The organism is Actinoallomurus liliacearum (genome assembly GCF_039542035.1).
In the GTDB taxonomy this organism is placed as follows: Bacteria; Actinomycetota; Actinomycetes; order Streptosporangiales; family Streptosporangiaceae; genus Actinoallomurus; species Actinoallomurus liliacearum.
The window spans coordinates 22,252-46,396 of sequence record NZ_BAABHJ010000002.1; the positions used below are offsets into that span (position 1 = coordinate 22,252).

Sequence of the window (24,145 nt, forward strand, 5' to 3'; positions counted from 1 at the left end):
TATCTCGCGGCCGGCAGGCCGCAGCTGGGAGTCTCGTCATGTCCGACTCATACCTGTCCCGCCGGAACGTCCTGGGCGCGATGGCGGCGACCACCGCGGCGCCGCTGCTGGCCGGTGTCCCGGCCGCCCGGGCCGCCACTCCCCGGGGCGACCTCCTCTTCGTCAGCCCGTGGAAGGGCACCCAGATCCACGGCGCCCGCTTCGACGCGGGCACCGGCACTCTGACCTCGCTCGGCCCGGTCGGCGACGCCCCGTCCAACTGGACCGCGCCGCACCCGGTGAAGCCCGTGCTGTACGTCGGCAGCAGCGAGGACGGCGGCATCGTCTACACCTACGCCATCGACCGGGCGACCGGCGCCCTGACCCGGACCGGCGCCCCCATCCACACCGACGAGGGCGGCACGGCCGGCGGCGGCATCTCCTACCTCGCCGTGGACGAGCGGTCGCACACGCTGCTGGTCGCCAACTTCGAGGCGGGCCTGGCCGCCTCGCTGCCGCTGTCGAAGGGCGTTCCGGGACGGCCGGTCTCGGTGGTGAGGGACACCGGCAGCGGCCCGAACCCCCGCCAGAACGGCCCCCACGTCCACGACGTGACGATCGACCCGAGCGGTCGCCACGCCCTGGTCGCCGACTTCGGCGCCGACCGCGTCCTCATCCACGGCTTCGACCGCTCGACGGGCGTCATCACCCCGGGCACCAGGTCGTACGCGACCGCCCCCGGCTCCGGCCCGCGCCGCGTCCTGTTCCACCCCGGCGCCCGGACGGTGTACCTCCTGAACGAGCTGTCGGGCGACCTGGAGACCCTCGACTGGCACGACGGCACTCTGACCCCGCGCCAGCGCATCGCGCTCGACACCGACGCCTACACCGGCACCAAGAGCGGCGCCGAGCTCGCCCTGAGCCACGACGCCCGCTTCGTGTACGCCTCCAGCCGGGGTGAGAACACCTTGGTGGTGTCCGCCGTCGACGCGAGGACCGGCCTCCTGACGGTCGTCCAGCGCGTTCCCAGCGGCGGCCTGAAACCCTGGACCTTCACCCTGCACCGCAGCGGCGACTGGCTCCTCGCCGCCAACCAGGCCAGCGACACCGTCACGGTCTTCGCCGTGGACCGCAGGTCGGGCACCCTCACCGCCACCGGCGCCCCGGTCTCCTTTCCCGCGCCCGCCTGTCTCACCTTCGGGCGACGGAACGGCTAGTGTCGGTGCCGGAGCGATTCCCTGCGATCCGGGTGCTTCTCCGCCATAGGAAAATGCAGGTGGCCGAACCGCCCGGCGCGGTCGTCCATTTACCGAGGCACTGAGGCGAGCAAGGTGGATCAAGGCAGCGACAACGGCGTCAAGGAGCAGGCCGGCGCGCCGGCCACCCGCTACAGCCAGGCCTATGAGGGGCTGCGCTCGCTGCTGCTGTCGGGAAGCATCGAACCGAACACGCGGCTGACCGAGGCGGATCTGACCAGCATGTTCAACGTCTCTCGCGGCACGATGCGGTCGGTGCTGGTCCGCCTCGTCCAGGAGGGCTACGTCACCAGCGAGGTCAATCGCGGAGTGCGGACGAGGAGCTTCTCGCCCGAGGAGGCGGCGGACATCCTCGAAGCACGCGAGACCCTGGAAGCCGCCCTCGCGGGCAAGGCCGCGGAGCGGGCGACCGAGGAGGACATCGCCGGATTGCGCCGCACGCTGGAGGCGATGCGGGAGGCCCAGGAACGCGGCGACCAGGTCGCGTATTCACGGGGCAACCGCGAGTTCCACCAGCAGGTGAAGGAGGCGGCTCACCAGAAGACGCTGGCCGCCGCGTACGACGGCCTGTTGTACCCCCTGGTGATGCGTCAGTACCGCAACATGTCCGCCCCGCACCCGCGCGCCGGTTCGCTGGAAGAACACCAGGCCATCTTCCTCACGATCGTCACGCGTAATCCGGATGCCGCGGTCGCGGCGATGCGCCATCACGTGAGTTCGGCGCGGCAGCAACTGCTGCTGGACTAGGCGGGCGGCCGCCGCCGCGACACCACCGGCGGTGTCCTCCTTCGGGCTGCCCGCAGCACGAGCGCGGTGATGGAGCCGTGAGATCAGACCGGCACCACCAAGCGGAAGAGCGGACACGGACTTATCCGGAGGGCGTCAGCCTGCCACGGGACCTGCCGGGCCGGTGAGCGAGGGGAGCGGAGACGGCGGTGGACACAGGGGTGGCGGCTCTGGCGGGCGGGAGGCGGGAACGCATCTTCACGTTCCCGCGCCTGTACGTCCTCACGCCGCCACTCTGGGCGCTGCTGGGCGCCCGGGCGTTGCAGGGGGTCGGGTTCGCGCTCAACGGTACCGCCGTGATGACGCTGACCACCGATCTCATCCCGGAAAGCCGGATGTCGGAGGGCATCGGCTACCTGGGTGTGGAGCAGACGGCGGCCCAGCTCCTCGGGCCGTGGCCGGCGCTGGAACTGCGCGGCGTCTGCGGGTACCGGTGGGCGTTCGCCGTCGCGTTCGCCTGCGGCCTCGTCAACGTGCTCCTCCGCATCCCGCTGCGCTCCGCTGCCGTCAGGGTGGATGCCCGGAAGGTGACGGCCGCCCCGTGGGGCGGTGCCCGGGATGCCGCTCGGGCGGAGCGAAGTGCCCGGCCGCTGTGGACCCGTATCGTCGACCAGGACGCCTGGCGGCCGGCGTCGGTGATGTTCCTGCTGATGCTCGGTACCGCCGGGATCAACACCTTCATGGCCGCCTACGCCCTCGGGCGCGGCATCGGCGACTCCGGTCTGTTCTTCGTGGCCAGCGGCCTGACGCTCGCCGTCTCCCGGCTGACGGCCGGGCGTATCGAGCGGCGATGGGGGCCGGTGTGGGTCGACCCGAAGGCCCTGACCCGGGCCCAGTGATCCAGTTACTTTGTTTAACAATTCAGCGGGCTCGATTGGGGCGAATGGGAACTTTTCGGTGGTAACTCTTGTGATCGATGGGAGTCGCTGTTACGTTCACCACACTGTTTGTTGGACAATCCTCCTGTCATGTACGCCAACGGAAGCTCAGTGGTTCAAGCGGAAGGAGACGGTGGGGCGATGGAGACCGGTATGAGGCGCCGGACGTTTCTGGCGGCCGGCGCGGCCGCCGTCGGCGCCACCCTGCTGCCCAAGCCCTTCGCCGTGGCGGCCGCCGCCACCGGCCGGAAGGGCGTGATGCTGATGAACCGGATCGGACCCTCATCATCGGATCTCTACATCTCCGACGTCGACGGTTCGAACGAGCGCAAGCTGCTGGCGAGCGCGGGGCTCGACTATCACGCCGGAATCGCCGCCGACGGCAGGTCACTGGTCTTCACGTCGGAACGGACGGGCGACGGGAATTCAAGCCTCTACCGGGCTCGCATCGACGGAACGGGCATCACGCCCCTGGTGGCCGGTCCGGCGATGGACGACTGCGGCGCGCTGTCGCCGGACGGTTCCAAACTGGCCTTCGTCTCCACGCGCGGGGACCACAAGGCCCAGATCTGGGTGCTCGACCTGCGCACCAGCGCGCTGCGCTGCCTGACCAACGGCGCCGCCGTCGCCGGCGACCCCAGCGGTCCCGACGGTCACTTCCGGCCCTCCTGGTCTCCCGACGGCCAGTGGATCGCCTTCTCCAGTGACCGCAACACGGTCTGGCGAGGGCATGACGACGGCCGCGGCTGGGAGCACACACAGGAGCTCAGCGTCTACATCATCCGGCCCGACGGCACCGGGTTCCGCCAGGTCGCCTCCAGGGAGGGATACTGCCTCGGCTCGCCGAAGTGGTCACCGGACGGCCGCCGGATCGTCTGCTACGAGATCACGACCGAGGGCACCTGGCTCGCCCATCGTCCGGAGGGCATCGGAAAGGTCGAATCCCAGATCGTCTCGGTCGATGTGGCGACCGGCGAGCGCATCGAGCATACCTCCGGCCCCAACCTCAAGGTCGCGCCGCAGTTCCTGAGCGCCACCGAGATCGGCTACCTCATCAAGGGCGGCGCCGACGAGGGCCTGGCCTACACCTCGGGCACTCTGCCATCCGTCAAGCGGTCGCTGCGCTCGCCGGTCTGGACGCCAGATGGGAAGTCGGTGATCTACCAGAAGGTCGGCTTCGCGACGCGTCCACTCGACACCTCGCTCTACACCTGGGATCCGGACTGGGAATATCGCTTCTGCGACGTGTTCCCCGTCCTGTCGCGGCAGGGTCGTCTCGCGATCACCGACAAGCAGCTCGGCAATTCCTCGATCGTCACCCTGCGCCCGGACGGTACGGATCGGCGCGTCGTCTTCGACACCGACGGCAAGGGCCTCGACCCGACACTCGTCGCGAAGGGACTGGCCGGCGCCTTCCGGCCCGCCTGGTCGCCGGACGGTGAATGGATCGCCTTCGGCCTCGGCGGCTGGTTCCAGGAACGAGCGGTGAGCACGGCCGTGGTGGCGCGGGTACGCAGTGACGGCTCGGCCTGGGAGACGCTGACGGACGGCACGGCCAACGCCGGCTTCCCGAGTTATTCGGCCGACGGCAACGAGATCGTCTATCGCGTGTGGGGCCAGGAGAACAAGGGCCTGCGCATCCTCAACCTCACGACCGGAGCGACGCGCGTACTCACCGACGAGTTCGACAATCTGCCCGACTGGTCCCCGGACGGCAGGCTCATCCTCTTCACCCGCAAGACGAGCGCGACCAATTTCGACGTGTGCACCATCCGTCCCGACGGAAGTGACCTGCGGGTCCTGACCAGCAGCGGAGCGAACGACGGCCACGCTGTCTGGAACCACGACGGACGCATCCTCTACAACAGTGGTATGTACGGCTTCCGCGCGGAGGCGGCGCTGTACGACGACACCTTCCAGCCGTACGGCCAGATCTTCAGCATGAGGGCGGACGGCTCCGACAAGAAGCTGCTGACCGACAGCCAGTGGGAGGACTCGATGCCGCTCTACCTCCCGCAGAGTGTGCTCTCTCAGTGACGCCGGACGGCCGCCCGGTTCTCCTTCAGATCACCCTGCGGCTGCGCCGCAGGGTGATCAGGGCCGACACATTGCCGATGGTGAGGACCTGGTCCGCGGATGGCGCCGCGGTGTGGGTGGTGATGGCGTCGGCGAGCACGTCACGAGCGATCGTGACCCGGTGCGCGTCGAGCATGGCGATGAGATCGGCGGCCGGATCGTCGGTGGGTGAGACGTTCAGCACGATCCGGTCATCGAGCCGAAGCCCCCGGCGTTTGCGCAGGTCGTTGACCAGCCGGACGAACTCCCTGGCGAGACCTTCGAGGTGCAGGTCGCGGTCGGCTTCCAGGTCCAGCGCGATGCCGTACGACCCGTCGGCGGAGATCTGCCAGCCCTTCGGGGCCTCCTCGACGATCCGGACGTGCTCGCTCTGCACGGTGAGGACCTCCCCGTCCACCTCGATGGTGAAGCGGCCCCGTTCGCGCAGGCCGGCGATGGCTTCGCCCGCGTCGGCACCGGTGATGGCGGTGGCGACGGCGGCGGTGCGTCCACCGAAGGCGGGACCGAGAGCGCGGAAGTCGGGCTTGAGCGAACGGACCACCGCCGTAGCGTCGCCGAGTTCCACGGCCTTGACGTTGAGTTCGGCGGCGATCACCTCGCCTACGGGCGGGAGCAGCGCCCGTGCCTCGTCGGGCAGGGTGACGAGGACGCGGCGGAGCGGCCGGCGGACCTGGACGCCGGCTTTGGCACGGGCGTCGCGGCCCAGGCCGACGAGACGTCGAGCGAGGGCCATGGCCGCGCAGAGAACGTCGTCGCGCGCGCCCTCGTCGGGTGCCGGGTAGTCGGTCAGGTGCACCGAGTCGGGCGCGTCGAGGCGAACGGCGCGGACCAGGTTTTCGTGCAGCTCGTCGGCCAGGAAGGGTGTGATCGGCGCGAGCAGCCGCGCGAGGGTGGTCAGGCAGGTGTACAGGGTCGCGAACGCGGCGGCGGTGTCCGTTCGGTCGCCGGTGCGCGAGAACCGGGTCCGGCCGCAGCGGACGTACCAGTTCGACAGGTCGTCGATGAAGACGGCGAGCCCGCGGCCGGCACGGGTCGCGTCGAAGTCGGCGAGCGCCGCGTCGGCATGCGCGGTCACTTCGGCGAGCCGGGCAAGGATCCACCGGTCCATGACCGGACGCCGGGCCACCGGCGGACCGCTCTCCTGCGGAGTCCATTCCGCGAGGTTCGCGTACGTGACGAAGAAGTAGTAGGTGTTCCAGAGCGTGCGGAGCACGCGATTGGCGACCTCGCGCAGCCGCTCCGGGCCGACTCGCCGCGGCTGCCACGGGTTGCCGTCCATGAGCAGCAGCCAGCGGAGGGCATCCGCGCCGTAGGTGTCGATGAGCTCCCACGGGTCGACGACGTTCCCCAGAGACTTGGACATTTCGCGGCCGTCGGAGCCCACGATGTGCCCCAGGCTCAGCGCGCGACGGTAGCCGCCGCGGTCGAAGAGCAGCGTGGTGACCGTCTGCAGCGAGGAGAACCAGCCGCGTGGCCGGTCGATCGCCTCGCACACGAAGTCGGCCGGGAACGACTGGACGAACCGGTCTTCGCTGCCGGGCACGTGCGGGTAGCCGAACCGGGCGAACGGCATCGCCCCGGAGTCGTACCAGGCGTCGATGACTTCGGGGACCCGGCACATGGTGCCGTCGACGCACGCCTCGCAGGGGAAGGTGATCGCATCGACGTACGGCCGGTGCGGATCGAGCCAGGCCAGATCCTTGCCCGCGCGCTCGCCGAGTTCTGCGAGCGAGCCCAGTGCGATCGTGTGGGCGCACTCGTCACACCGCCACAGCGGCAGCGGCGTACCCCAGAAACGCTCGCGGGAGAGCGCCCAGTCGACATTGCCCGCCGGCCATTCGCCGTACCGGCCGTCGCGGATGTGCGCGGGCCGCCAGTCGATCGTGGCGTTGTCGGCCAGCAGCCGATCCCGGATCCGGCTGGTGGCGAGGTACCACGACGGCTTGGCGTAGTACAGCAGTGGCGTGCCGCACCGCCGGCAGAACGGGTAGGTGTGCCGATGCGTGCCGGCGTGCAGGAGCAGGCCGGCCTCGCGCAGATCCTCGATGATCCGCGCGTCGGCATCGCGGACGAACATCCCGGCGTACGGGCCCACCCGACCGTCGAAGCGGCCGTCGCGGCCGACCGGCCTGACGACCGGCACGCCGTGCTCGCGGGCGACGCGCATGTCGTCCTCGCCGAAAGCGGCCCCGGTGTGCACGATGCCGGTGCCCTCGTCCCCCTTGACGAAGTCGGCGGTGACGACGTACCGCCAGGAGGCGGGGTCGCCGTCCGGGTCGTCGGCCGAGCCGGGGCCGACGAAGTCGAACGGCGCCCGGTAGCGGGCTCCGACCAGCTCGTCGAGGCTCACGTCGCGGATCACCCGCGCGTCCTCGCCGAGTACCGTCGCGGCACGGTCGGCGGCCACGACCACCGGCCGGTCGCCGGCCCTGCCCCCGGCGGCCAGGACATAGCGGAAGTCCGCGCCGATGACGGCGAGGGTGGCGGGGACGAGCGTCCACGGCATCGTCGTCCAGACCAGAAGGTCGGCGTCCTCGCCGACGAGCGGCCCGGTGAGCACGGGGAAGCGCACGAGAATGCTCGGGTCGTCGGTCTCGGCGTATCCCTGGGCGACCTCGTGATCGGACAGCGCGGTGCCGCAGCGTGGGCAGTAGGGCGCGACCCGGTCCGCCTGGTAGATCAGTCCCTGGTCGTACAGGGTCTTGAGCGACCACCAGATGCTCTCGATGTACTCGGTGGACATCGTCTGGTACGGATCATCGGTATCGACCCAGTAGCCGATCCGCCGGGTCAGGCGGTCGAACTCACCGACGTATCGAGTGACGGTCTGACGGCAGCGGGCGTTGAACTCCGCGACCCCGTACTCCTCGATCTGGCTCTTCTGGTCGATCCCGAGCTGCTTTTCGACCTCCAGCTCGACCGGGATCCCGTGACAGTCCCAGCCCGCCATGCGAGGCACGAACGCGCCCTTCATCGTGCGATGGCGCGGGAAGACGTCTTTGAACACGCGCGCCTCGACATGGTGGATGCCGGGTCGCCCGCCGCCCGTGGGTGGGCCGTCGTAGCAGACGAAGACCGGACCGCCGACAGTGCGCTCGAGGGTGCGGCGGAACACCTGGCGTTCCTGCCATCGGGCGAGGACTCGTTCCTCGACACGAGGTAGGTCGGGTCGCTGTTCCACCGCCTCAAAGGGCATGCCTGCCTCCGTTCTGTGCGTGCTCCATCGCTTCGCGGATCGCCTTCATCGCGTCGATGATCCGCCGCGCCGATCGCGTCCTGACGCGCCAGTTCGGAGACCACCCGGGTCTCCGTCACCGAGTACGCGCCGCCGTCCAGGGCCAGCCGCAGGTCGGTCATTAACGACCGGTAGATCCAGCCGAGCGCGCGGACGCCGGCCGTGAGCTCGTCGCCGAATCGATGCATATTTGACTAAATCAACTAAATATCTGACTGAGTCAGTGATAGCCGATACGCGGCACGGCTGTCCACCCCACGGGAACCGATCAGAGCCCGAGGTCTTCGGCGACCCGGCGCAGGTGGTCGATCATGGCCATCGCCGACGGCAGCCGATACGGGCCCGCAGGCGTGGCCGCCGAGACCGTACGAGTCAGCGCGGGGTCGCTCAGTGGACGTATGACGAGGTCGGACGGGATCGCCGGCAGGGTGAGAGACGGTGCCAGGGCGACCCCGAGGCCGGCGGCGACCAGCCCCCGTACGGTCATCTGGTCGTCGGTGCGGAACGCGATCCGCGGTTCGAACCCGGCCTTCCGGCAGGCACGCGGCAGGACGTCGATCGTCGAACCGTGGTGCACGCCCTGGATCCACCGGTCTTCCGCCAGATCCGTGAGACGGAGGTGCTCGCGGTACGCCAGCCGATGGTCGGCCGGAAGGGCGACGTGCAGCGGATCCACGAGCAGCGGACTGAGCTCGACGCTCGGCGGGATCCGCGAGGACACCACCGGGAACTCGTACACGAGGGCGAGATCCAGTTCGTGCGCGGCGACCGCCGCCGTCGCCTCGTCGGTATCGATCTCGACCAGCTCGAGCTCCACCTGCGGGTACTGCCGCTGGAACGCGCGCACGGCCCGCGGCATCAGCGTCGCGTTGGCCGTCGTGAAGGACCCGAGCCGCAACCGGCCTCCGACACCGTGCGCGATCGCGGCCAGCGATGTCTCGGCCGCGCGCAGTTCGGCGAGGATCACGTCCGTGTGACGAATCAGGGCCCACCCGGCCTCGGTGAGCCGTACGCCGCGGGCATGCCTTTCGAGGAGCCGGGTGCCCGCCTCCCGCTCCAGCACGGTGATCTGCTGGGAGACCGCGGAGACGGTGAACGACATGGCCGCCGCGGCACCGGTCAGCGAGCCGTGCCGGGCCACCTCACGGAGCACCCGGAGCCGCGCGACGTCGAGCATACGGCAATGCTAAAGCCTTCCTTAAGCAACCTTCGATTGTGCTCAACTCTCGACCCGACCTAGATTCCGGCGGCAGGAGGTCGGAACGCATGAGTCAACAGCTGGTGGAACCGGAAGGCATGGCGTTCGGGACGCCGTACCCCTGGGTCTTCGTCGACGGCGCATTCGTGCCGGCGGAGGAGGCCCGGCTCAGTGTGCTCGCGAACGTGGTCTCCTACGGCACCGGAACCTTCGACGGGATCCGCGCCTACTGGAACGCGGCACACCAGGAGCTGTACCTGCTGGAGGCCGCGGCGCACTACGAGCGGATGCGGCGATCCGCCCGCATCCTGGGACTGGACCTGGCCGTCGCCGACCCGGTGCCGGCCACGGTGGAACTGCTGCGCCGCAACGGCGTGCGAGGCGACGCGTACGTGCGGCCGCTGCTGTTCCTCGCCGGTGAGCAACTCGCGGTCCGGATGCACGACTCCGGGACGCGATTCTGCGTCGCGGCGACCCCCGTACCCGGGGACTACATCGATCCGCGCGGGGTCCGCTGCATGGTCAGCAGCTGGCGGCGCGCTTCGGACGTCGCCGTGCCGAACCGCGCCAAGGTGATCGGGAGCTACGTCGGCCCGGCTCTCGCGAAGTCCGAGGCGCTCAGGAACGGCTTCGACGAGGCGATCCTGCTGACCGGCGACGGGTACGTCGCCGAGGCGACGACTTCGAACATCCTCATCCGCACCGGAACCGAGTGGGCCACCCCGCCGGTCACCGACGACATCCTTGAGGGCATCACCCGCCGTCAGATCATGGACCTGCTCGGCGAGCGGTTCGGAATCGTGGTCACCGAACGCCGGATCCAACGCTCGGAGCTGTACGCCTGCGACGAGGCGCTGCTCTGCGGCACCGCGGCCGTGGTCGTCCCGGTCGTCGAGGTGGACGGCCGTCCGGTCGGCACCGGCGGTCCCGGTGAGACGACCGTGGCGCTGCAGCGCGGCCTTCAGGCGATCGCCCGCCGCGAGGACCACCGCCACCACGAATGGACGACACCCGTCTACGAGGAGTTGACATGAGCGAGCGGAGCGAGCGAATCACGAGCGCGCTGAAAGACCTGGGTTCGATCCCGCCGTTGCCCATCTGGCCGGGCGTGGTCGCCCGCGTGGTCCAGGGCGCCCGCATCACCCTGTCCGTGGTCGAGCTGCCCCCCGGAGGCGTCGTGCCCGAGCACCGGCACGAGAACGAGCAGATCGGAATCTGCGTCACCGGATCGCTGACATTCCGGGTGGGCGACGAGAAACGCGACATCGGCCCGGGCGGGACCTGGCGCATCCTCGCCGACGTCCCGCATGAGGTCGAGACCGGACCCGACGGCGCGGTCGTCATCGAGGTATTCTCCCCGGTCCGGGACGACTGGAACGCCATTGAGCCCGCGCCGGAGGCATCGCCACGATGGCCGGCCGAAGCATGAGAGCGCTCGTCGCGACCGGCGACGCCGACCTCGTCGGCTTCGCCCATGTCCCCATGCCCACCGCGGGCCAGGACGAGGTGCTGGTCGATGTGCGGGCGGTCTCGGTCAACCGCGGCGAACTGCACCGGATCCTGGGCGCCGTTCCCGGATGGCGGCCGGGCTGGGACTTCGCCGGCGTGATCGGGGAAGAGGCGGCCCCGGGTTCCGGACCGCGCGCCGGCACCCGCGTGTTCGGCATCGCACACGGGCAGAGCTGGGCCGAACACCTCGCGGTTCCCGTGCGGCAGCTCGCGGTCATCCCGAACGGCGTCTCCTGGGAACAGGCGGCGGCCCTGCCGACCGCGGCGCTGACGGCGCTGCGAATGCTCCGGCTCGCCGGCGACCTTTACGGTCGCACCGTACTGGTGACGGGCGCGGCCGGTGGAGTCGGGCGGTTCGCCGTTCAGCTGGCGCGGGCGGCCGGTGCGAAGGTCACCGGCATCGTCGGGCGGCCCGACCGCGCGTACGGGCTCGACGCGCTGGGCGCCGACGACGTCTACGTCGGCATGAGCGGCGTCACTCCCGGATTCGACCTGATCCTCGAGTCGGCCGGAGGCGACTCGCTCGCCCAGGCGTTCACGCTTGTCGCCCCCGGCGGAATGATCGTGTCCTTCGGCAACTCCGCACGGGCGACAACGCGGTTCTCGGTCAGCGACTTCTACCCCAAACAGGCGATTCTCCGCGGATACTTCGTGCTCGATGACCTCGCCGAAGATCCTCCCTCAGACGATCTCAGCGACCTGGTCGCCCGATACGCCCTCGGTACGCTGCGGGCCGGGATCGCCACCGTCGTCGACTGGCGGGAGGCGGAGACGGCGTTGAGGGACCTGTGCGCACGCCGGCTGCCGGGCAAGACCGTGCTACGGGTATCGGCATGACGTCCAACCCGCCGGAACAGACCGGAGGTCACCCTCGGCCGGCGGCGCGGCCGAGGCCGGCACCGCCAACGCGCCCAGCGTCGCGCAGCAGATGATCGGGCCGAATACGCCGTCAAGAGTGAATGGAAAGCGGCGTTCAACCTTTTCGGGCCCGGACAGAACGAGACCCGAACTGTCAGGCCGGGGTGGCGACGGGGTCGGGGCCGCTTGGCGGTCGGTGGATTCACGCAGCCACAGTGCGGTGGTGAAAGCGGCCGCCAAGGCGGCGCAGGCGCAGATGATCAGGTCCAGCGAGTATCCGTGCGAAAGCGCGCGCAGGGCAGCGGGAACCGAAAGCTCCTCCTCGCGCCTTGACGGCTTTATAGCTAACCGTTATCTATTATCCGGTGCGGGCGATCACGATCGAGGGACTCACCAAGCGGTACGGAGACCGGCTCGTCGTCGACGGACTGGGGTTCACCGTCGGGCAGGGCTCGCTTTGTCGCTGTCCGGGTCGAGGGTGCCCTCACGGAAGCGCACATTGCGGACGATGTCGTTGGAGGAGTTCGCGAACGACACCTCCCGGGCCATGAAGCCGACGCCCTGTCCGGGGCGGTCGTGCCGTCGATCGTGATGTCGCTCTTGACGGAGACGGCGGAGGACAGCTTGATGTAGCCGGCGACGTCGAAGACCACCGTGCGGTGGGACGCGCTGACGGCGTCGCGGAACGACCCGCTGCCCGAGTCGTTCAGGTTGGTCACGTGGTACGTCGTGCCGCTGTGTCGCGCATTTCTCTGCGCTCCCCATCGGATCGATGCGACGGTAAGAACCGGATTCGGGAACGGTCAAGGCGGAGGGCCGGCCGAGAGGCGAATATGTCGCCGATCACTCCGGTGCGGCGTCGGCGGCGGACCCGATCTCCGACCTCACCAGCCGATTCGCTCACTGGTAATTGTTCGAGATCTCGGACAGGGCGGCGCGTGCGCGCACTCGCCGGTGAGTTTTCACGCCGTTTTCAACCGTCGGCCGCCAAGCGGGCCGACGGGCCGCCCGCGGTGACAATTCGTCGCGGGATCCGCGGCGGGCTTCGGAAGGCGACCCGACCGACCCGGTGCCGGGGTCGCCCGGCCCCGGCCCGTTGGCCAGCACAGGACAGGCATCTCGGGCACATAGTTAAAAACAACTTATTAAGTTACCGTAAGCAACTATGCCGGAGATCGACGCGTCGGCTGCGGACGCGGACGAGGTGGACGCGAGTGAGATCGCGGCGGCGCTGCGCCTGAGCGTGGGGCGGATCGCCCGGAAGATGCGGCAGGCCAAGGGATCCGTGGGCGGCCTGGCGCTCTCCGAGATATCGACGCTGGCCAGGCTCGACCGGGAAGGTCCGAGTTCACCGAGCGCGCTCGCCGCCGTCGAAGGCGTACGGCCCCAGGCCATGGCGGCCACCCTGGCCGCCTTGGAAGAACGCGGCCTCGTCGACCGGAGCCCGGACGAGAGCGACGGCCGCCGGGCGGTGATGACGATCACCGAGGCGGGCCGTGGACTGGTCGCCGACCGGCGCTCGGAATCCATACGGCGCCTGGCCGCCGTCATCGACGCGGAGTTCACGCCGACCGAGCGGCGGGCGCTCCTTCCGGTGCTTCCTCTGCTCGACCGACTGGCGGAACGGCTGTGACGGACGGAGACAACAGACGGATGGGTTCTGTGGACGACCGCGAGCGCGCCCACGAGGGGAACGGGCGCTACAAGTGGGTGGCACTGTCCAACACGACGATGGGCGTGCTCATCGCGACCATCGACTCCTCGATCGTGATCATCTCCCTACCCGCGATCTTCCGCGGCATCGGACTGGACCCGCTCGCACCCGGCAACATCGGCTACCTGCTGTGGATGATCCTCGGCTATCTGCTGGTCTCCGCCGTGCTGGTGGTCGCGCTGGGCCGGCTGGGCGACATGTTCGGCCGTGTCCGGATGTACAACGCCGGCTTCGCGATCTTCGCCGCGGCCTCGATCGCCCTCTCCCTCGATCCGTTCAAGGGCGGCGGCGGCGCCCTGTGGCTCATCGGCTTCCGGATCGTGCAGGCCGTCGGCGGCTCGATGCTCACCGCGAACTCCGCCGCCATCCTCACGGACGCCTTCCCGGCCCGGCAGCGCGGCATGGCGCTCGGCATCAACCAGATCACCGCGCTCGCGGGCCAGTTCATCGGCCTCCTCGCCGGAGGACTGCTGGCGGCCATCGACTGGCGGGCGGTGTTCTGGGTGAGCGTGCCGATCGGCGTGGCCGGCACGGCATGGTCGTACCGCAGTCTGCGGGAGATCGGCTCTCGCCGGCCCGGCCGCATCGACTGGGTCGGGAACCTGACCTTCACCGCCGGCGCGGGTGCCCTCCTCGTCGGCATCACCTACGGCATTCAGCCGTACGGCGGCCACTCGACCGGGTGGACGAACCCGTACGTGCTCGGCGCGCTGGGCGGGGGCCTGGCGCTGCTCGTCACCTTCTGCGTCACGGAGACTCGGATCAGGGAACCGATGTTCGAGCTCGGGCTGTTCCGCATCCGTGCCTTCGCCGCGGGCAATCTGGCGGCGCTGCTCACCGCGATCGCCCGCGGCGGCCTGCAGTTCACGCTGATCATGTGGCTGCAGGGCATGTGGTTGCCGCTGCGCGGTTACGACTTCGAACGCACTCCGCTGTGGGCCGGCATCTTCATGCTCCCGCTGACGATCGGGTTCCTCCTGGGCGGGCCGATCTCCGGCTGGCTGTCCGACCGTTTCGGCGCGCGGCTGTTCGCCACGACCGGGCTGCTCGTGGTGGCCGGGGCCTTCGTCGGCCTTCTCCTCCTGCCGGTCGACTTCCCGTATCCCGTGTTCGCGGCCATGCTGTTGCTCAGCGGCCTCGGACAGGGAATGTTCGCGGCGCCCAACACCTCCGCGATCATGGGCAGTGTCCCGCCGGACCAGCGCGGAGTCGCCTCCGGGATGCGCTCGACGTTCCAGAACTCCGGCACCGCCCTGTCGATCGGCCTGTCCTTCTCACTCATGATCACCGGTCTCGCGGGCTCGCTCCCCGGCGCGCTCGACAGCGGCCTGCGGGCGCACGGCGTTCCTGCGGGCACGGCGGCCCAGGCGGCGAACCTGCCGCCGGTCAGCAGCCTGTTCGCCACTTTCCTCGGCAACAACCCGATCGGCCATCTGCTCGCGCCGAGCGGAGTCCTGCGCACCCTGCCCGCCGGCGACGTCCACACCCTCACCGGCACCCGGTTCTTCCCGACCCTGGTGACCGGTCCGTTCCATCACGGTCTCGTCACCGTCTTCACCGTGGCCACGGTCCTGGCCCTGGTCGGCGCGCTCGCCTCCGCACTGCGCGGCCGACACCGGCGCACCGCCCCGAGCGCAGGGCCCGACGCGCGGAAGGGGGAGCAGACCAGGTCCGAAGCGCGCTCCTCCTGAGCCAGGTCCAGGCACGGTTCGAGGATCACACCACATGGAAGTCGCGGTGAGCGACCCACAGCAACCGCTGTACGGTCCGGCGTTCGATCCGAACGCGGGCGATGACGGGCAGACGGATCCGAACGCCACCACCGATGTCGCCTACCTGGTGCCGACCCCGCAGGTCGCCTGCACGCCGCCCTCTTTCAACCAGGACCCGCCGGAACGTCGGCGGAAGCGGTCAGCAGGACGACCAGAACGTGCCCGCCTGCGGGCCGATCCGGGTGGATCTGGGGTCCATGCGCGGCGCGGAGCAACGGATGCTGGGGCCGCGCGGACCGTGGTCGGCGACTACGAGGCACTCCGTAGCAAGGTGATGTCCGTCAAGGACGGTCTTCGGGCAGCAGGCGACCGTCAAGGAGGTCCACGGGGGACAGAGCGGGGTCGACGGCAACAGCTACAACGCGCCGGGGCCGGCGTCCGGCAGGAGGAGACGGTCCCCAGCCCCATCCACGACGTGGCCAACCAGTTCGCCGCCAAGATGAACCCCGTTCAGGAGAAGGTGCTCTGGGAGATCGCCAACACCGTCGAGGTCATCGGTCAGTACATCGTCGCGATCAACCGTTCCGGGCAGACCTACGGCCGCGCCGACCGGTTGTCGGTGTTCCCGCACCCGCCGACCGGCCAGAGCTGACCGCCGGCCGAGGCTACGGCCCGACGGGGCCTCGGCCTCCTATCCCTGACCCACAGCGCAAAGGAGGGCGGGATCTGTCCGGTATTGACTTTATGCTCCCCGCAGCACCTCACTTCTGGGAGATCACTTGGCCACCTTCGTACTCGTTCCTGGTGCCTGCCTCGGGACGTGGGCCTGGGAAGACACCGTCCGCGCTCTGCGAGAGCAGGGCCACACTGCGCTGTCGCTGTCGGCCCTGGCCGAGCACGCCGGCCAGGGCGAACCGCAGGCGGACCTGGATACGCGCATCGCGGATATCACCAGATTCGTTGAGCGCAATGATCTGAACGTCGCGCTGGTCGCCCACAGCCATGCGGCTGCCCCGATCGGCACAGCCGTCTCCTGACCGCGCCGGACCATGAGATGGACAGCCGATGCTCGACCATGAAAGCGTCCGCAGGCTGCGGGCCCATGCTCAGGCCCTGGCCGGCGGTACGCGGGAGGCCTCGGCCGACGCCGCCGTCCGACGGGTCTTCGCCATCCAGGCCCAGGACGCCACGGCCGCCGACCTGGGCATCCGGGTACGCGGGCGGGACCTCACTCCCCGAGCCGTCCGCGCAGCGTACGAGGAAGAGCGGAGCATCGTCCGCGGCTGGTACATGCGCGGCACCCTGCACACGATCCCCAGCGACGACGCCCGCTGGGTCCTGCGACTGCTCGCCCCCAGGATCCTCGCCGCGACCGGCCACCGCTACCAGCAGCTGGGCCTGAACGACGATCTGCGACAGCGCGCCGACCATCTCCTTCGGCGCGTCCTCACCACGCACGGCCCGCTTACTCGACCCGAGCTGACTGAGCACCTCACCGCCCTCGGTATCCCGCCGGACGGACAGGCACCTTTCCACCTGATCCGCCACGCCGCACTCACCGGCACTCTTTGTTACGGCCCGCGACGCGCTGGTGAAGCCACGTATGTGCTGCTCGACGACTGGCTGCCCACCACCGGGGGCGGCCGGCGGGAGGGAGACGCCGCCCTCACCGAGCTGGCCCGCCGCTACCTGGCCGCGCACGCCCCCGCCGCCTTGGAGGACTTCGCCGCCTGGTCCGGACTGCCGGTCACGTGGGCGCGCAGGGCCTGGAAGATGCTGGCGGAATCCGGCGTGATCATCGAGTACGGTGCGTTGACCATGCTCGCCGGGCGGGTGGAGGAACCCACGGGCCCGTCTGACACCCCAGACGTTCGCATGCTGCCCGCCTACGACAACTACCTGGTCGGCTACCGCACCCGCGACATATCAGTCCCCGCTCTCCACCAGGCCGGCGTGTGGCCGGGAGGCGGCATCATCCGGCCCACCGTCATTGCCGACGGGCTGGCCATCGCCACCTGGACCCGTGGCTCCGGCGCACGCTGTATCCAGGTGAATGCGTTCGGGTCCGTCCCGCCTCAGATCGAGCTGGGAATCGACCTGGAGAAGGCGTCCGTTGTTCGCTTCCTGCAGCCCACCGCATAACCGAACCGCATCCCAATCCGAAGGAACGGGCCTGGGTCAGACTCATTCCTTCTTCAGCGCCGTACTGACCGGAGTCGGCGGGGCCTCCTGCTCGACCACGAGTCCTTCGTCGGCTCGCCCGCCGCGCTGCGCGACACCCTGGCCATGCTGCTCCGAGACCGTCCCGATGTCCTGGACGCCGCCGCATGGCGGCGGAGTCCACCGGGCGGCGCTCGTGCCGCAGACGCCCCCGGCGCCGTACGGCACGCGCCTGCCCGGACTCCCGGATCCGGCCGACCTCGACCAGCCGCCCGGCAGGACGCCCTGGAACCCGGATCCGAGCCGGCCGAACCCGCCTGGCGGGACAGCACCTACAGCACCTACAGCAGGGCGAGAAGGTCTACTGCGTTTCGGTCGCCGTCGTCACCCTGGCCCTCGCGCCGCGAGCAGGGCCTTCGGGTGCGCTAACATCGTCAGATCCTCATCAAATACGTAGCGGATATCATATCGAGCTAGGAGGATGTCGACCATGGCGTCCACCAATGGCGAGGATGCCGGCTCGGCGCGAGATCGACGGCGAACGACCAACACGATCAAAGAGTCCCTGCGCGAGTTGAGCATTCAGCTGTCACTGCTCAACCATCAGATCTGCGACCACGTCGATATCAAAGACGCCGACCTCTTCTGTCTCGACCTGCTCAACCGGCACGGGCCGATGAGCCCCAGCGTCCTCGCCCGCCGTGCCGGTCTGCACCCGGCCACGATGACCGGCATCCTCGACCGGCTGCAACGAGGCGGCTGGGCCGTCCGCCGGCGCGACCCGGACGCCGCCGATCGCCGCGCCGTGACCGTGTACCCCCTGCGCGACCGCGTCCCGGAGCTGTTCGAGCTCTACTCCGGGATGAATACCTCGATGGACCGCATCTGCGCGGACTACACCGACGACGAACTTCAGACGCTCGCCGCCTTTCTGCGGCGCGTCACCGACGCCGGTCAACAGGCGACCGAGCAACTGGCCGGCGACTGAGTCACCGGGAGAATAGAGGGCCATGTCATCCGCGGATGTCGAAGAAGTCACCACTGTGAAGTCGTTCGACTACGGTGCTCGTGAAACGCCGGAGAACATCGTCGTGCTGAAGGACGGCACCATCTGCACGACGCTGTTGGCGGCCGGAACCGTCTGGCGTTCGACGACCGGTGCGGAGCGGGTCGTCCGACGGTCCGACGACGCCATGGCGGTCGGGCTCGCGTCAGACGCGGACGATCGGCTCTATGTGGCCGTGCGCAGTCAGGACGAGGCCGTAGCGGGGATCTGGAGGAGTGACACCGCCGGGTGCTGGGCTCGGTTCGCCGCCGCCAAGGCGAGTGCGGGGCTCAACGGCATCACGTTCGACGATGAGGGCACTCTCTTCGCTGCGGATTCCGTGAACGGAGAGATCCTCTACCTGCCTCGCGGCCACGACGATCTGCAGCTTTGGCTGGCCGATGACCGCCTGAAGCCCACGTCGTTCGACGACCCCGTCTCGGGAACAGGGGTAAATGGCGTTAAATTCGTTGACGGAAGTCTCTACGTCACGAATACTGCGCAGGCCACCATACTCCGCATCGAACCGCAGGCCGGTCGGCCGTCCAGGACCACTGAGATTCATTCAGGTGTACCCGCGGACGACTTCGCCTTCGACGCTTTCGGGAACATATATCTCGCGGTGCATCCAGAGAACACCGTCCAGCGCATCGCACCCGACGGGGTGGTGACCGTTCTCGCGACGGCCGACGACGGACTCGACGGGCCGACGGCCGTCGCCGTTGTCGAAGAGGGCATTCTCGTGACGAACCTCGGCATCCTGGGGACCCGGCACGCACCCAGCCTTCTCCGGCTCTCCGTGAAAGTAGGCGCGCCCGTACTGCCCAGGCCGAAGCTTCCTTCCTGACGGCCTGCCGCCGGTGAGGAGATGACGGAGTGCGAGGAACATACTTCGACCTCCTGCGATGCCCGGCGGGCTCCGTCCGTTCGACCTCGTCCCGTGAGAGCCGGAAGGGGGCCGGTGCTCACGGGACGGGTCCGTCCGGCCTACTTCCTGGTGGCGAGGGTGTGGGCGACCAGGGCGTTGGCGTGGCCATGTCCGAGGCCATGCTCGGTCTTGAGCCAGCCGACGAGTTCCATGTGCCTGGTCAGGGGCGAGGAGTCGATGAGGTCGATCCAGTCCTGAACGGGGCGCCCGTACTTGGCCTCGATCGCGGGAAAGTAGCTGGCGGGGTTGCCCTTGGGCGGCGTCGTCATGGTCTGGAGCTCCGTTCTGCCGGCGGGGGTCAGGCGAGGGCCGCGTGGATGATTTCGGCGCAGGCGGCGGCATCGATCGCCAGGCCCTGGTGGTCGCCGGGGAAGGCGAGCGGCTCGACGCCGAGCCGTTCGGCCAGCGCCCGCGCCGACAGGGCGGGAACACCGTCTCCCGAAGCCGTTCCGATGCCGACGGTGACTGGCGCGGGCCCGGAGCGCAGTGCGGCGATGTCGGGGGTGAAGCGCAGCACGGGCAGCAGGATGTGGGCCAGGAAGTGGTCGAGGTTGCCCTGGATGCGGCCCATCATCTCCAGCGCCTCGGGCGGCATCCGGGAGGGGTCGGGCATCGCGGGGGGCGCGGCGTCGGGGCCGTCGACGGTGGCGATGAACCTGCCCATCGCCGCGCCCGCGCCCTGGTCGCGGTAGGTGTCGTACACGTCCTGGAACACCGCCCGCCAGTGGTCGCGGTCGGGCAGCAGTTCGGGGAGGGGCGGCTCGTGCACGATCAGGGCGCGCACCTGTTCGGGGTGGCGTGCCGCCAGGTCCAGTGCGGTGAGCGCGCCGCCGCTGTTGCCCAGTATGTAGGCCGGCCCGTCACCCAGGGCGGTCAGCAGGCGGTGAGCGTCGTCGCCGAAGACCGCGACGTGCTGGTCGGCGGGCGGGTCGGTCAGGGCGCTGCGCGACAGGCCGCGCTGGTCGTAGGTGACGACGGTGTAGCGGTCGGCCAGGCATGCCGCCGGCCCGGCCAGCGCTCCGGCGTCGGCGGGTGCGCCGGGGATCATCAGCAGCAGCGGCCCGGTTCCCCGGACCTCGTAGTGCAGGCGTGCGCCGGGAACCTGGAGCGTCCCGGTCTCAACGCCGGTCTCGGCCTCGGTCCGGATGTCGTTCATCGATGTCTTCCGTTCTTGGTCAGTGGGCAGGTCAGGCGGGCCGGTAGGTCAGGTCGAGCACGCCGGTGGTGAAGACGTTCGAGCGGGAGAGTTCGAGGGGCACGGGCGCGGTGCCGTCGGGGAAGAGGCGCTGTCCGGTGCCGACCACCAAGGGGTGGACCAGCAGGCGCAGCTCGTCCAGGAGCCCGGCCTCGAGCAGGGCGCGGACCAGTCTGATGCTGCCCGCCACTGCGGTCGTGCCGCCCGGTCGCTGTTTGAGTTCCTTCACCGCGGCGACGGCGTCGCCTCCGATGAGTTCCGCGTTGGTCCAGCCGGCCTCGGTGAGGGTGGTGGAGGCGACCAGTTTGCGGATGCCGTTGATCGCCTCGGCCATCTCGCCGGTCTGGTGCGGCCAGACGGCGGCGAACGCCTCGTAGGTCACCCGCCCCAACAGCAGGGTGTCGGCCTCGGTGTACATCTGGCCGACCGCCGCCCCCATCTCCTCACTCAGGTAGGGGAAGTGCCACGTCTCGGGCGCCTCCACCACCCCGTCCAGCGAGACGAACAGCCCGGCCACGATCTTCCGCGCCGTCCGGCCTGCAGGCCACCCCCTCGGCAGGCGGGACCGGCAACCGCTCGTAGACGGTCCGGGCCTCGCGAACACGCGACGCCCCCAAAGCGACTCTTCGTGACAGGCGATCGGAGCGTCCTCTCCTTCGCTCATCGACACTCGGGGACCGGTGGGCGTCTCTCCGTCTCCCTCAGCGCCGCGACCGCTGGACGGGGCCGGTCAGCGCGTCGAGCCGATGAAGCCGTCGATGACCGCGGCGAGCTCCGGCCCGCGGTCCTCCTGGACGAAATGGCCCGCGTTCGTGATGGTGGGGTGCGCTCGTCCCGCCGCGCCGGGGATCCGCGTCCGCAGCATCCGCTCGCTGTCACCGACCCCGTAGTCCTTGTCGCTGAAGGCGCAGAGGAACGGCGTCCGCAGCGTTTCGAGGACGGCCCATGCCGCGCGGTTCGCCGGTGCCGCGGCGTCGAAGGGCGCGATGGGGACGAGGAGCGGGAACTGACGGGCGCCCTGCACGTACGACTCATCGGGGAACGGCGCGTCGTACGCCGCGCGCACCGCCGGGTCGAGCTCGGTCACGGTGCCCCGGTCGACGACCTGGCCGGGCTCGAATGGGTTCGCGCGCTGACTGAGTTGCAGCCAGGTCGCGTACGCGTCGCCGAGGCTCTCATCTCCCGTCGGGAAGAGGGTGTTCGTGGCGACCACGCGGCGGAATCGATCCGGGCTCGCGGCCAGCAGGCGCAGTCCCAGCAGGCCGCCCCAGTCGTGGCACACCATCGTCAGGTCGCGCAGGTCGAGGCGGTCGAACACCGTCTCCGTGAGCCAGTCGACATGACGCTGGTAGGTGTACGCGAAGCGGTCGGCGGGCTTGTCGGACCTGCCGAAGCCGACGAGGTCGGGGGCCACGCAGCGGTGCCCGGCCGCGACCAGCGGCGGAATGACGTGGCGGTACAGGTAGCTCCACGACGGTTCGCCGTGCAGCAGCAGGACCGTCTCCCCGGAGGCCGTGGCCGGATCGCTCGGTCGTTCGTCGACGTAGTGGACCCGTAGCCGGGTGCCGGCGCCGTCACCGGCGTCGATCTCGACATAGTGCGGCGCGAAGGGGTGGCCGGGCAGATCCGCGAACCGCTCCTCCGGGGTGCGCAGCACGGTCATGGCGTCCTCCTTCGTCGGAGGGTCGACCCGTGGGGCTGTGTCGTCGATTCCCTCGCTCCGCTCGGTCATGGCCCCGGCAGAGGCCGGGTGCGAGGTGTGGGCGGCCGCGCCGGGGGACGCTTCCGTACCGGTCATGGTGTTCTCCTCGGTCCTGGTCGGGGCGCCGTCAGCCTTGAAACGCGGCGGCATGGTCGGCGACCCATTCGGCGTACGTGCGGGCGGGGCGGCCGAGGATCCTCGCCACCTCGTCGGTGACGGTCTCGGCCGGTCCGGCACCCCGGGCGTACCTGGCCATCAGGGCCTCGACGAAGGGCCGCGGGAGACCCCGCTCGACCAGGCCTCGCGCGAACGCCTCCGGAGGGACCTCCGCATAGCGCAGCGGCCGTCCGATCACCTCGCCGATGACGGTGACGAGCGCCGTGTGGGAGAGGGACCGCGGGCCGGTGAGCCGGAGCCGGCGGCCCGCCAGGTCGGCGCCGAGCAGCGCGCGGGCGCCGACCTCCGCGACGTCCCGCTCGTCGATCAGAGGCTCGGCGAAGGCCGCGTACGGGCCTCGCACCACGTCACCGGCCCGGACCTGGGGCGCCCACGTACGGAGGGTGTTGACGGCGAAGGAGGCGGCCCGCAGGCTCACCCACTCCAGGCCGCTCGCGATGGCGGCGTCCTCGGCCTCCTTGTTCCGGTCGCCCTGGAAGCGGGAGGGCTGCTGCGCCGGATCGTCGTCCACGTTGATGGCCGAGAGCACCACGACCCGCTCGACGCCCCGCTCCCGGGCGAACGCCAGCAGATCGGCGGCGGCCTCTCCGGCGGCCCGCGGGTGCAGGAACACGGCGGTGGCCCCCTCGAGGTGCGGGACGACCGTGCCGGGCCGTGAGGGGTCGCCCGCGACGGCCTCGACGCCCGAGGGCAGACCGGCGGCCTCCGGGTCGCGGGTGACGGCGCGGACCTTGGCGCCCTCCCGAACGAGCAGGTCGATCAGTGGGCGTCCGATGGTGCCGGTCGCTCCGGTCACAAGAATCATGATCAGTTCTTTCCGTGTGAGATGCCGTGGCCCGGATGTCAGGCCGTCGCACGCGGTCCGCCGGGATCCGGATACCGCTCGACGACCTTCCGTTCGCGAACTTACATCAGTTTCATATCATATGAAACTCATACTTCCGTGGACGTGTCGCGCCTCCGATGTGCGGCGATCGCCCGGACGGTGGAAGCTGTGGCCATGGGATTCGCGGCTGATGAGGCACCGAAGGCGGGGTACCGGCGATCGGCGGGGTCGCCACGTGGCGAGGCCAGGCGCCGGGAACTGCTCGAGTGTGTCACCGAGGACGTCGCCGCGAACGGGCTCGTGGACTTCTCGTTGCGGCGTGCGGCGCGGGCGGCCGGTACGACGCACAAGGTGCTGCTCTATCACTTCGACGGCGTCGAGGACCTGCTCCGCCAAGTGGTCTTCAAGCTCCGCGCGAGGCGGATCGACAACGCGATGGCCGCCGCGCGCGAGGCGTCGGGGCACGAGACACTGGCGGCGCGGATCCGTGCCGTGTGGCCCACCCTCCTGAACGAGGAATCCCGGCTGAGCCGTGTGCTCGACCAGGCCATCGGCCTGGCCATGTACGACCCCGAGCGCCATTCCGACCTCGCCCGGGAGGCGTCCCGGCAGTACCTGCCCGTCCTGGAGTCCCTCTGCCCGGCGCATTGGTCCGACCGGCGGCGGCGCGAGGTCGCCGAGATGATCCTCGCCACGCTGCGCGGCTTCCTGCTGGAGCGTCTGACCACCGGTGACGCCCCCGGCGTCGCCGCGGGGTTCGAGGCGCTGATCCGCATGCTGGAGCGCGAAGAGGCCGCCGGCGGATAGCCCCCGCCCCGCCGGAGTCCCGGCCGCGGACCCGCCGTGGACGACATGTGAACCGCGTGGTTCACTTGGGCTCGTTGATCCAGTCCATTCGACGGAGGGTCGGG

General features: G+C 69.9%; 23 protein-coding genes. 15 read left to right on the forward strand and 8 right to left on the reverse strand.

Annotation, left to right across the window (positions count from 1 at the left end):
- Positions 1 to 38: 38 nt before the first annotated feature.
- The 4 genes from ABD978_RS02525 (at position 39) to ABD978_RS02540 (ending at position 4,936) form a co-directional block, all read left to right on the forward strand.
- Positions 39 to 1,196 (forward strand): lactonase family protein, encoded by a 1,158-nt coding sequence (locus ABD978_RS02525; RefSeq protein WP_345347561.1) that lies wholly within the window; start codon positions 39 to 41, stop codon positions 1,194 to 1,196.
- A gap of 114 nt (positions 1,197 to 1,310) precedes the next feature.
- On the forward strand, positions 1,311 to 1,982 hold the full coding sequence (locus tag ABD978_RS02530) for a GntR family transcriptional regulator (protein ID WP_345347564.1): 672 nt from the start codon (positions 1,311 to 1,313) through the stop codon (positions 1,980 to 1,982).
- Positions 1,983 to 2,170: 188 nt separating this feature from the next.
- Entirely contained in the window at positions 2,171 to 2,860 is a 690-nt protein-coding gene (locus tag ABD978_RS02535; RefSeq protein WP_345347567.1) for an MFS transporter, read from the forward strand.
- 192 nt (positions 2,861 to 3,052) lie between these two features.
- Entirely contained in the window at positions 3,053 to 4,936 is a 1,884-nt protein-coding gene (locus tag ABD978_RS02540; protein ID WP_345347570.1) for a TolB family protein, read from the forward strand.
- A 25-nt stretch (positions 4,937 to 4,961) separates the two neighbouring features.
- On the opposite strand, the gene ileS is transcribed toward ABD978_RS02540, so the two are convergent.
- Positions 4,962 to 8,171, reverse strand: a complete 3,210-nt coding sequence (ileS, locus tag ABD978_RS02545) for an isoleucine--tRNA ligase (RefSeq protein WP_345347573.1) — start codon at positions 8,169 to 8,171, stop codon at positions 4,962 to 4,964.
- Between the two features lie 307 nt (positions 8,172 to 8,478).
- On the reverse strand, positions 8,479 to 9,387 hold the full coding sequence (locus ABD978_RS02550) for a LysR family transcriptional regulator (protein WP_345347576.1): 909 nt from the start codon (positions 9,385 to 9,387) through the stop codon (positions 8,479 to 8,481).
- A gap of 89 nt (positions 9,388 to 9,476) precedes the next feature.
- Here ABD978_RS02550 and ABD978_RS02555 point away from each other — a divergent pair, with 89 nt between their 5' ends.
- From ABD978_RS02555 to ABD978_RS02590, 8 genes are all read left to right on the forward strand, one after another.
- The gene (locus tag ABD978_RS02555; protein WP_345347579.1) at positions 9,477 to 10,442 is read left to right on the forward strand and encodes a branched-chain amino acid transaminase; all 966 of its coding nucleotides are present in this window, start codon (positions 9,477 to 9,479) and stop codon (positions 10,440 to 10,442) included.
- Positions 10,439 to 10,837: a cupin domain-containing protein gene (locus ABD978_RS02560; protein WP_345347582.1), complete on the forward strand. Its 399-nt coding sequence runs from the start codon at positions 10,439 to 10,441 to the stop codon at positions 10,835 to 10,837. Before ABD978_RS02555 ends, ABD978_RS02560 begins: the two co-directional genes overlap by 4 nt.
- Complete coding sequence (locus ABD978_RS02565; RefSeq protein ID WP_345347585.1) at positions 10,834 to 11,754, forward strand: zinc-binding dehydrogenase; 921 nt, start codon at positions 10,834 to 10,836, stop codon at positions 11,752 to 11,754. The genes ABD978_RS02560 and ABD978_RS02565 overlap by 4 nt, the downstream gene beginning before the upstream one ends.
- Positions 11,755 to 12,940: 1,186 nt before the next feature.
- Entirely contained in the window at positions 12,941 to 13,408 is a 468-nt protein-coding gene (locus ABD978_RS02570) for a MarR family winged helix-turn-helix transcriptional regulator (RefSeq protein WP_345347588.1), read from the forward strand.
- 20 nt (positions 13,409 to 13,428) lie between these two features.
- Complete coding sequence (locus ABD978_RS02575; protein WP_345347591.1) at positions 13,429 to 15,180, forward strand: MFS transporter; 1,752 nt, start codon at positions 13,429 to 13,431, stop codon at positions 15,178 to 15,180.
- Between the two features lie 496 nt (positions 15,181 to 15,676).
- The gene (locus ABD978_RS02580; protein ID WP_345347594.1) at positions 15,677 to 15,853 is read left to right on the forward strand and encodes a hypothetical protein; all 177 of its coding nucleotides are present in this window, start codon (positions 15,677 to 15,679) and stop codon (positions 15,851 to 15,853) included.
- Between the two features lie 127 nt (positions 15,854 to 15,980).
- Positions 15,981 to 16,238 carry an alpha/beta fold hydrolase gene (locus ABD978_RS02585; protein WP_345347597.1) on the forward strand — a complete coding sequence of 86 codons (258 nt, stop codon included), beginning with the start codon at positions 15,981 to 15,983 and terminating at the stop codon, positions 16,236 to 16,238.
- 28 nt (positions 16,239 to 16,266) lie between these two features.
- Complete coding sequence (locus ABD978_RS02590) at positions 16,267 to 17,343, forward strand: winged helix DNA-binding domain-containing protein (RefSeq protein ID WP_345347600.1); 1,077 nt, start codon at positions 16,267 to 16,269, stop codon at positions 17,341 to 17,343.
- Positions 17,344 to 17,385: 42 nt separating this feature from the next.
- Here ABD978_RS02590 and ABD978_RS02595 read toward each other — a convergent pair whose 3' ends face one another.
- Positions 17,386 to 17,589, reverse strand: coding sequence for a hypothetical protein (locus tag ABD978_RS02595; RefSeq protein WP_345347603.1), 204 nt, complete (start codon positions 17,587 to 17,589; stop codon positions 17,386 to 17,388).
- A 262-nt stretch (positions 17,590 to 17,851) separates the two neighbouring features.
- Here ABD978_RS02595 and ABD978_RS02600 point away from each other — a divergent pair, with 262 nt between their 5' ends.
- A complete protein-coding gene (locus ABD978_RS02600) occupies positions 17,852 to 18,349 on the forward strand; it encodes a MarR family winged helix-turn-helix transcriptional regulator (RefSeq protein ID WP_345347606.1) in 498 nt (165 codons plus the stop codon).
- Positions 18,350 to 18,371: 22 nt separating this feature from the next.
- Complete coding sequence (locus tag ABD978_RS02605) at positions 18,372 to 19,253, forward strand: SMP-30/gluconolactonase/LRE family protein (RefSeq protein WP_345347609.1); 882 nt, start codon at positions 18,372 to 18,374, stop codon at positions 19,251 to 19,253.
- A 140-nt stretch (positions 19,254 to 19,393) separates the two neighbouring features.
- Here ABD978_RS02605 and ABD978_RS02610 read toward each other — a convergent pair whose 3' ends face one another.
- The 5 genes from ABD978_RS02610 to ABD978_RS02630 all read right to left on the reverse strand — a co-directional run bounded on the left by ABD978_RS02610 (position 19,394) and on the right by ABD978_RS02630 (position 23,213).
- Positions 19,394 to 19,603 (reverse strand): DUF4287 domain-containing protein, encoded by a 210-nt coding sequence (locus ABD978_RS02610; protein ID WP_345347612.1) that lies wholly within the window; start codon positions 19,601 to 19,603, stop codon positions 19,394 to 19,396.
- A gap of 29 nt (positions 19,604 to 19,632) precedes the next feature.
- Positions 19,633 to 20,490, reverse strand: coding sequence for an alpha/beta hydrolase (locus ABD978_RS02615; protein ID WP_345347615.1), 858 nt, complete (start codon positions 20,488 to 20,490; stop codon positions 19,633 to 19,635).
- Between the two features lie 31 nt (positions 20,491 to 20,521).
- Positions 20,522 to 21,046, reverse strand: a complete 525-nt coding sequence (locus ABD978_RS02620; protein ID WP_345347618.1) for a dihydrofolate reductase family protein — start codon at positions 21,044 to 21,046, stop codon at positions 20,522 to 20,524.
- Positions 21,047 to 21,259: 213 nt separating this feature from the next.
- Complete coding sequence (locus ABD978_RS02625; protein WP_345347621.1) at positions 21,260 to 22,327, reverse strand: haloalkane dehalogenase; 1,068 nt, start codon at positions 22,325 to 22,327, stop codon at positions 21,260 to 21,262.
- A gap of 31 nt (positions 22,328 to 22,358) precedes the next feature.
- Complete coding sequence (locus tag ABD978_RS02630) at positions 22,359 to 23,213, reverse strand: NAD(P)H-binding protein (RefSeq protein ID WP_345347624.1); 855 nt, start codon at positions 23,211 to 23,213, stop codon at positions 22,359 to 22,361.
- A 195-nt stretch (positions 23,214 to 23,408) separates the two neighbouring features.
- Here ABD978_RS02630 and ABD978_RS02635 point away from each other — a divergent pair, with 195 nt between their 5' ends.
- Entirely contained in the window at positions 23,409 to 24,041 is a 633-nt protein-coding gene (locus tag ABD978_RS02635; RefSeq protein ID WP_345347627.1) for a TetR/AcrR family transcriptional regulator, read from the forward strand.
- Positions 24,042 to 24,145 lie beyond the last annotated feature (104 nt).

Coding starts and splice junctions, on each gene's coding strand:
- ABD978_RS02525 (WP_345347561.1), top strand. CDS start 39: ATGTCCGACTCATACCTGTCCCGCCGGAACGTCCTGGGCGCGATGGCG.
- ABD978_RS02540 (WP_345347570.1), top strand. CDS start 3,053: ATGAGGCGCCGGACGTTTCTGGCGGCCGGCGCGGCCGCCGTCGGCGCC.
- ileS (WP_345347573.1), bottom strand. CDS start 8,171: ATGCCCTTTGAGGCGGTGGAACAGCGACCCGACCTACCTCGTGTCGAG.
- ABD978_RS02550 (WP_345347576.1), bottom strand. CDS start 9,387: ATGCTCGACGTCGCGCGGCTCCGGGTGCTCCGTGAGGTGGCCCGGCAC.
- ABD978_RS02555 (WP_345347579.1), top strand. CDS start 9,477: ATGAGTCAACAGCTGGTGGAACCGGAAGGCATGGCGTTCGGGACGCCG.
- ABD978_RS02560 (WP_345347582.1), top strand. CDS start 10,439: ATGAGCGAGCGGAGCGAGCGAATCACGAGCGCGCTGAAAGACCTGGGT.
- ABD978_RS02565 (WP_345347585.1), top strand. CDS start 10,834: ATGAGAGCGCTCGTCGCGACCGGCGACGCCGACCTCGTCGGCTTCGCC.
- ABD978_RS02570 (WP_345347588.1), top strand. CDS start 12,941: ATGCCGGAGATCGACGCGTCGGCTGCGGACGCGGACGAGGTGGACGCG.
- ABD978_RS02575 (WP_345347591.1), top strand. CDS start 13,429: ATGGGTTCTGTGGACGACCGCGAGCGCGCCCACGAGGGGAACGGGCGC.
- ABD978_RS02590 (WP_345347600.1), top strand. CDS start 16,267: ATGCTCGACCATGAAAGCGTCCGCAGGCTGCGGGCCCATGCTCAGGCC.
- ABD978_RS02600 (WP_345347606.1), top strand. CDS start 17,852: ATGGCGTCCACCAATGGCGAGGATGCCGGCTCGGCGCGAGATCGACGG.
- ABD978_RS02605 (WP_345347609.1), top strand. CDS start 18,372: ATGTCATCCGCGGATGTCGAAGAAGTCACCACTGTGAAGTCGTTCGAC.
- ABD978_RS02610 (WP_345347612.1), bottom strand. CDS start 19,603: ATGACGACGCCGCCCAAGGGCAACCCCGCCAGCTACTTTCCCGCGATC.
- ABD978_RS02615 (WP_345347615.1), bottom strand. CDS start 20,490: ATGAACGACATCCGGACCGAGGCCGAGACCGGCGTTGAGACCGGGACG.
- ABD978_RS02625 (WP_345347621.1), bottom strand. CDS start 22,327: ATGACCGGTACGGAAGCGTCCCCCGGCGCGGCCGCCCACACCTCGCAC.
- ABD978_RS02630 (WP_345347624.1), bottom strand. CDS start 23,213: ATGATTCTTGTGACCGGAGCGACCGGCACCATCGGACGCCCACTGATC.
- ABD978_RS02635 (WP_345347627.1), top strand. CDS start 23,409: ATGGGATTCGCGGCTGATGAGGCACCGAAGGCGGGGTACCGGCGATCG.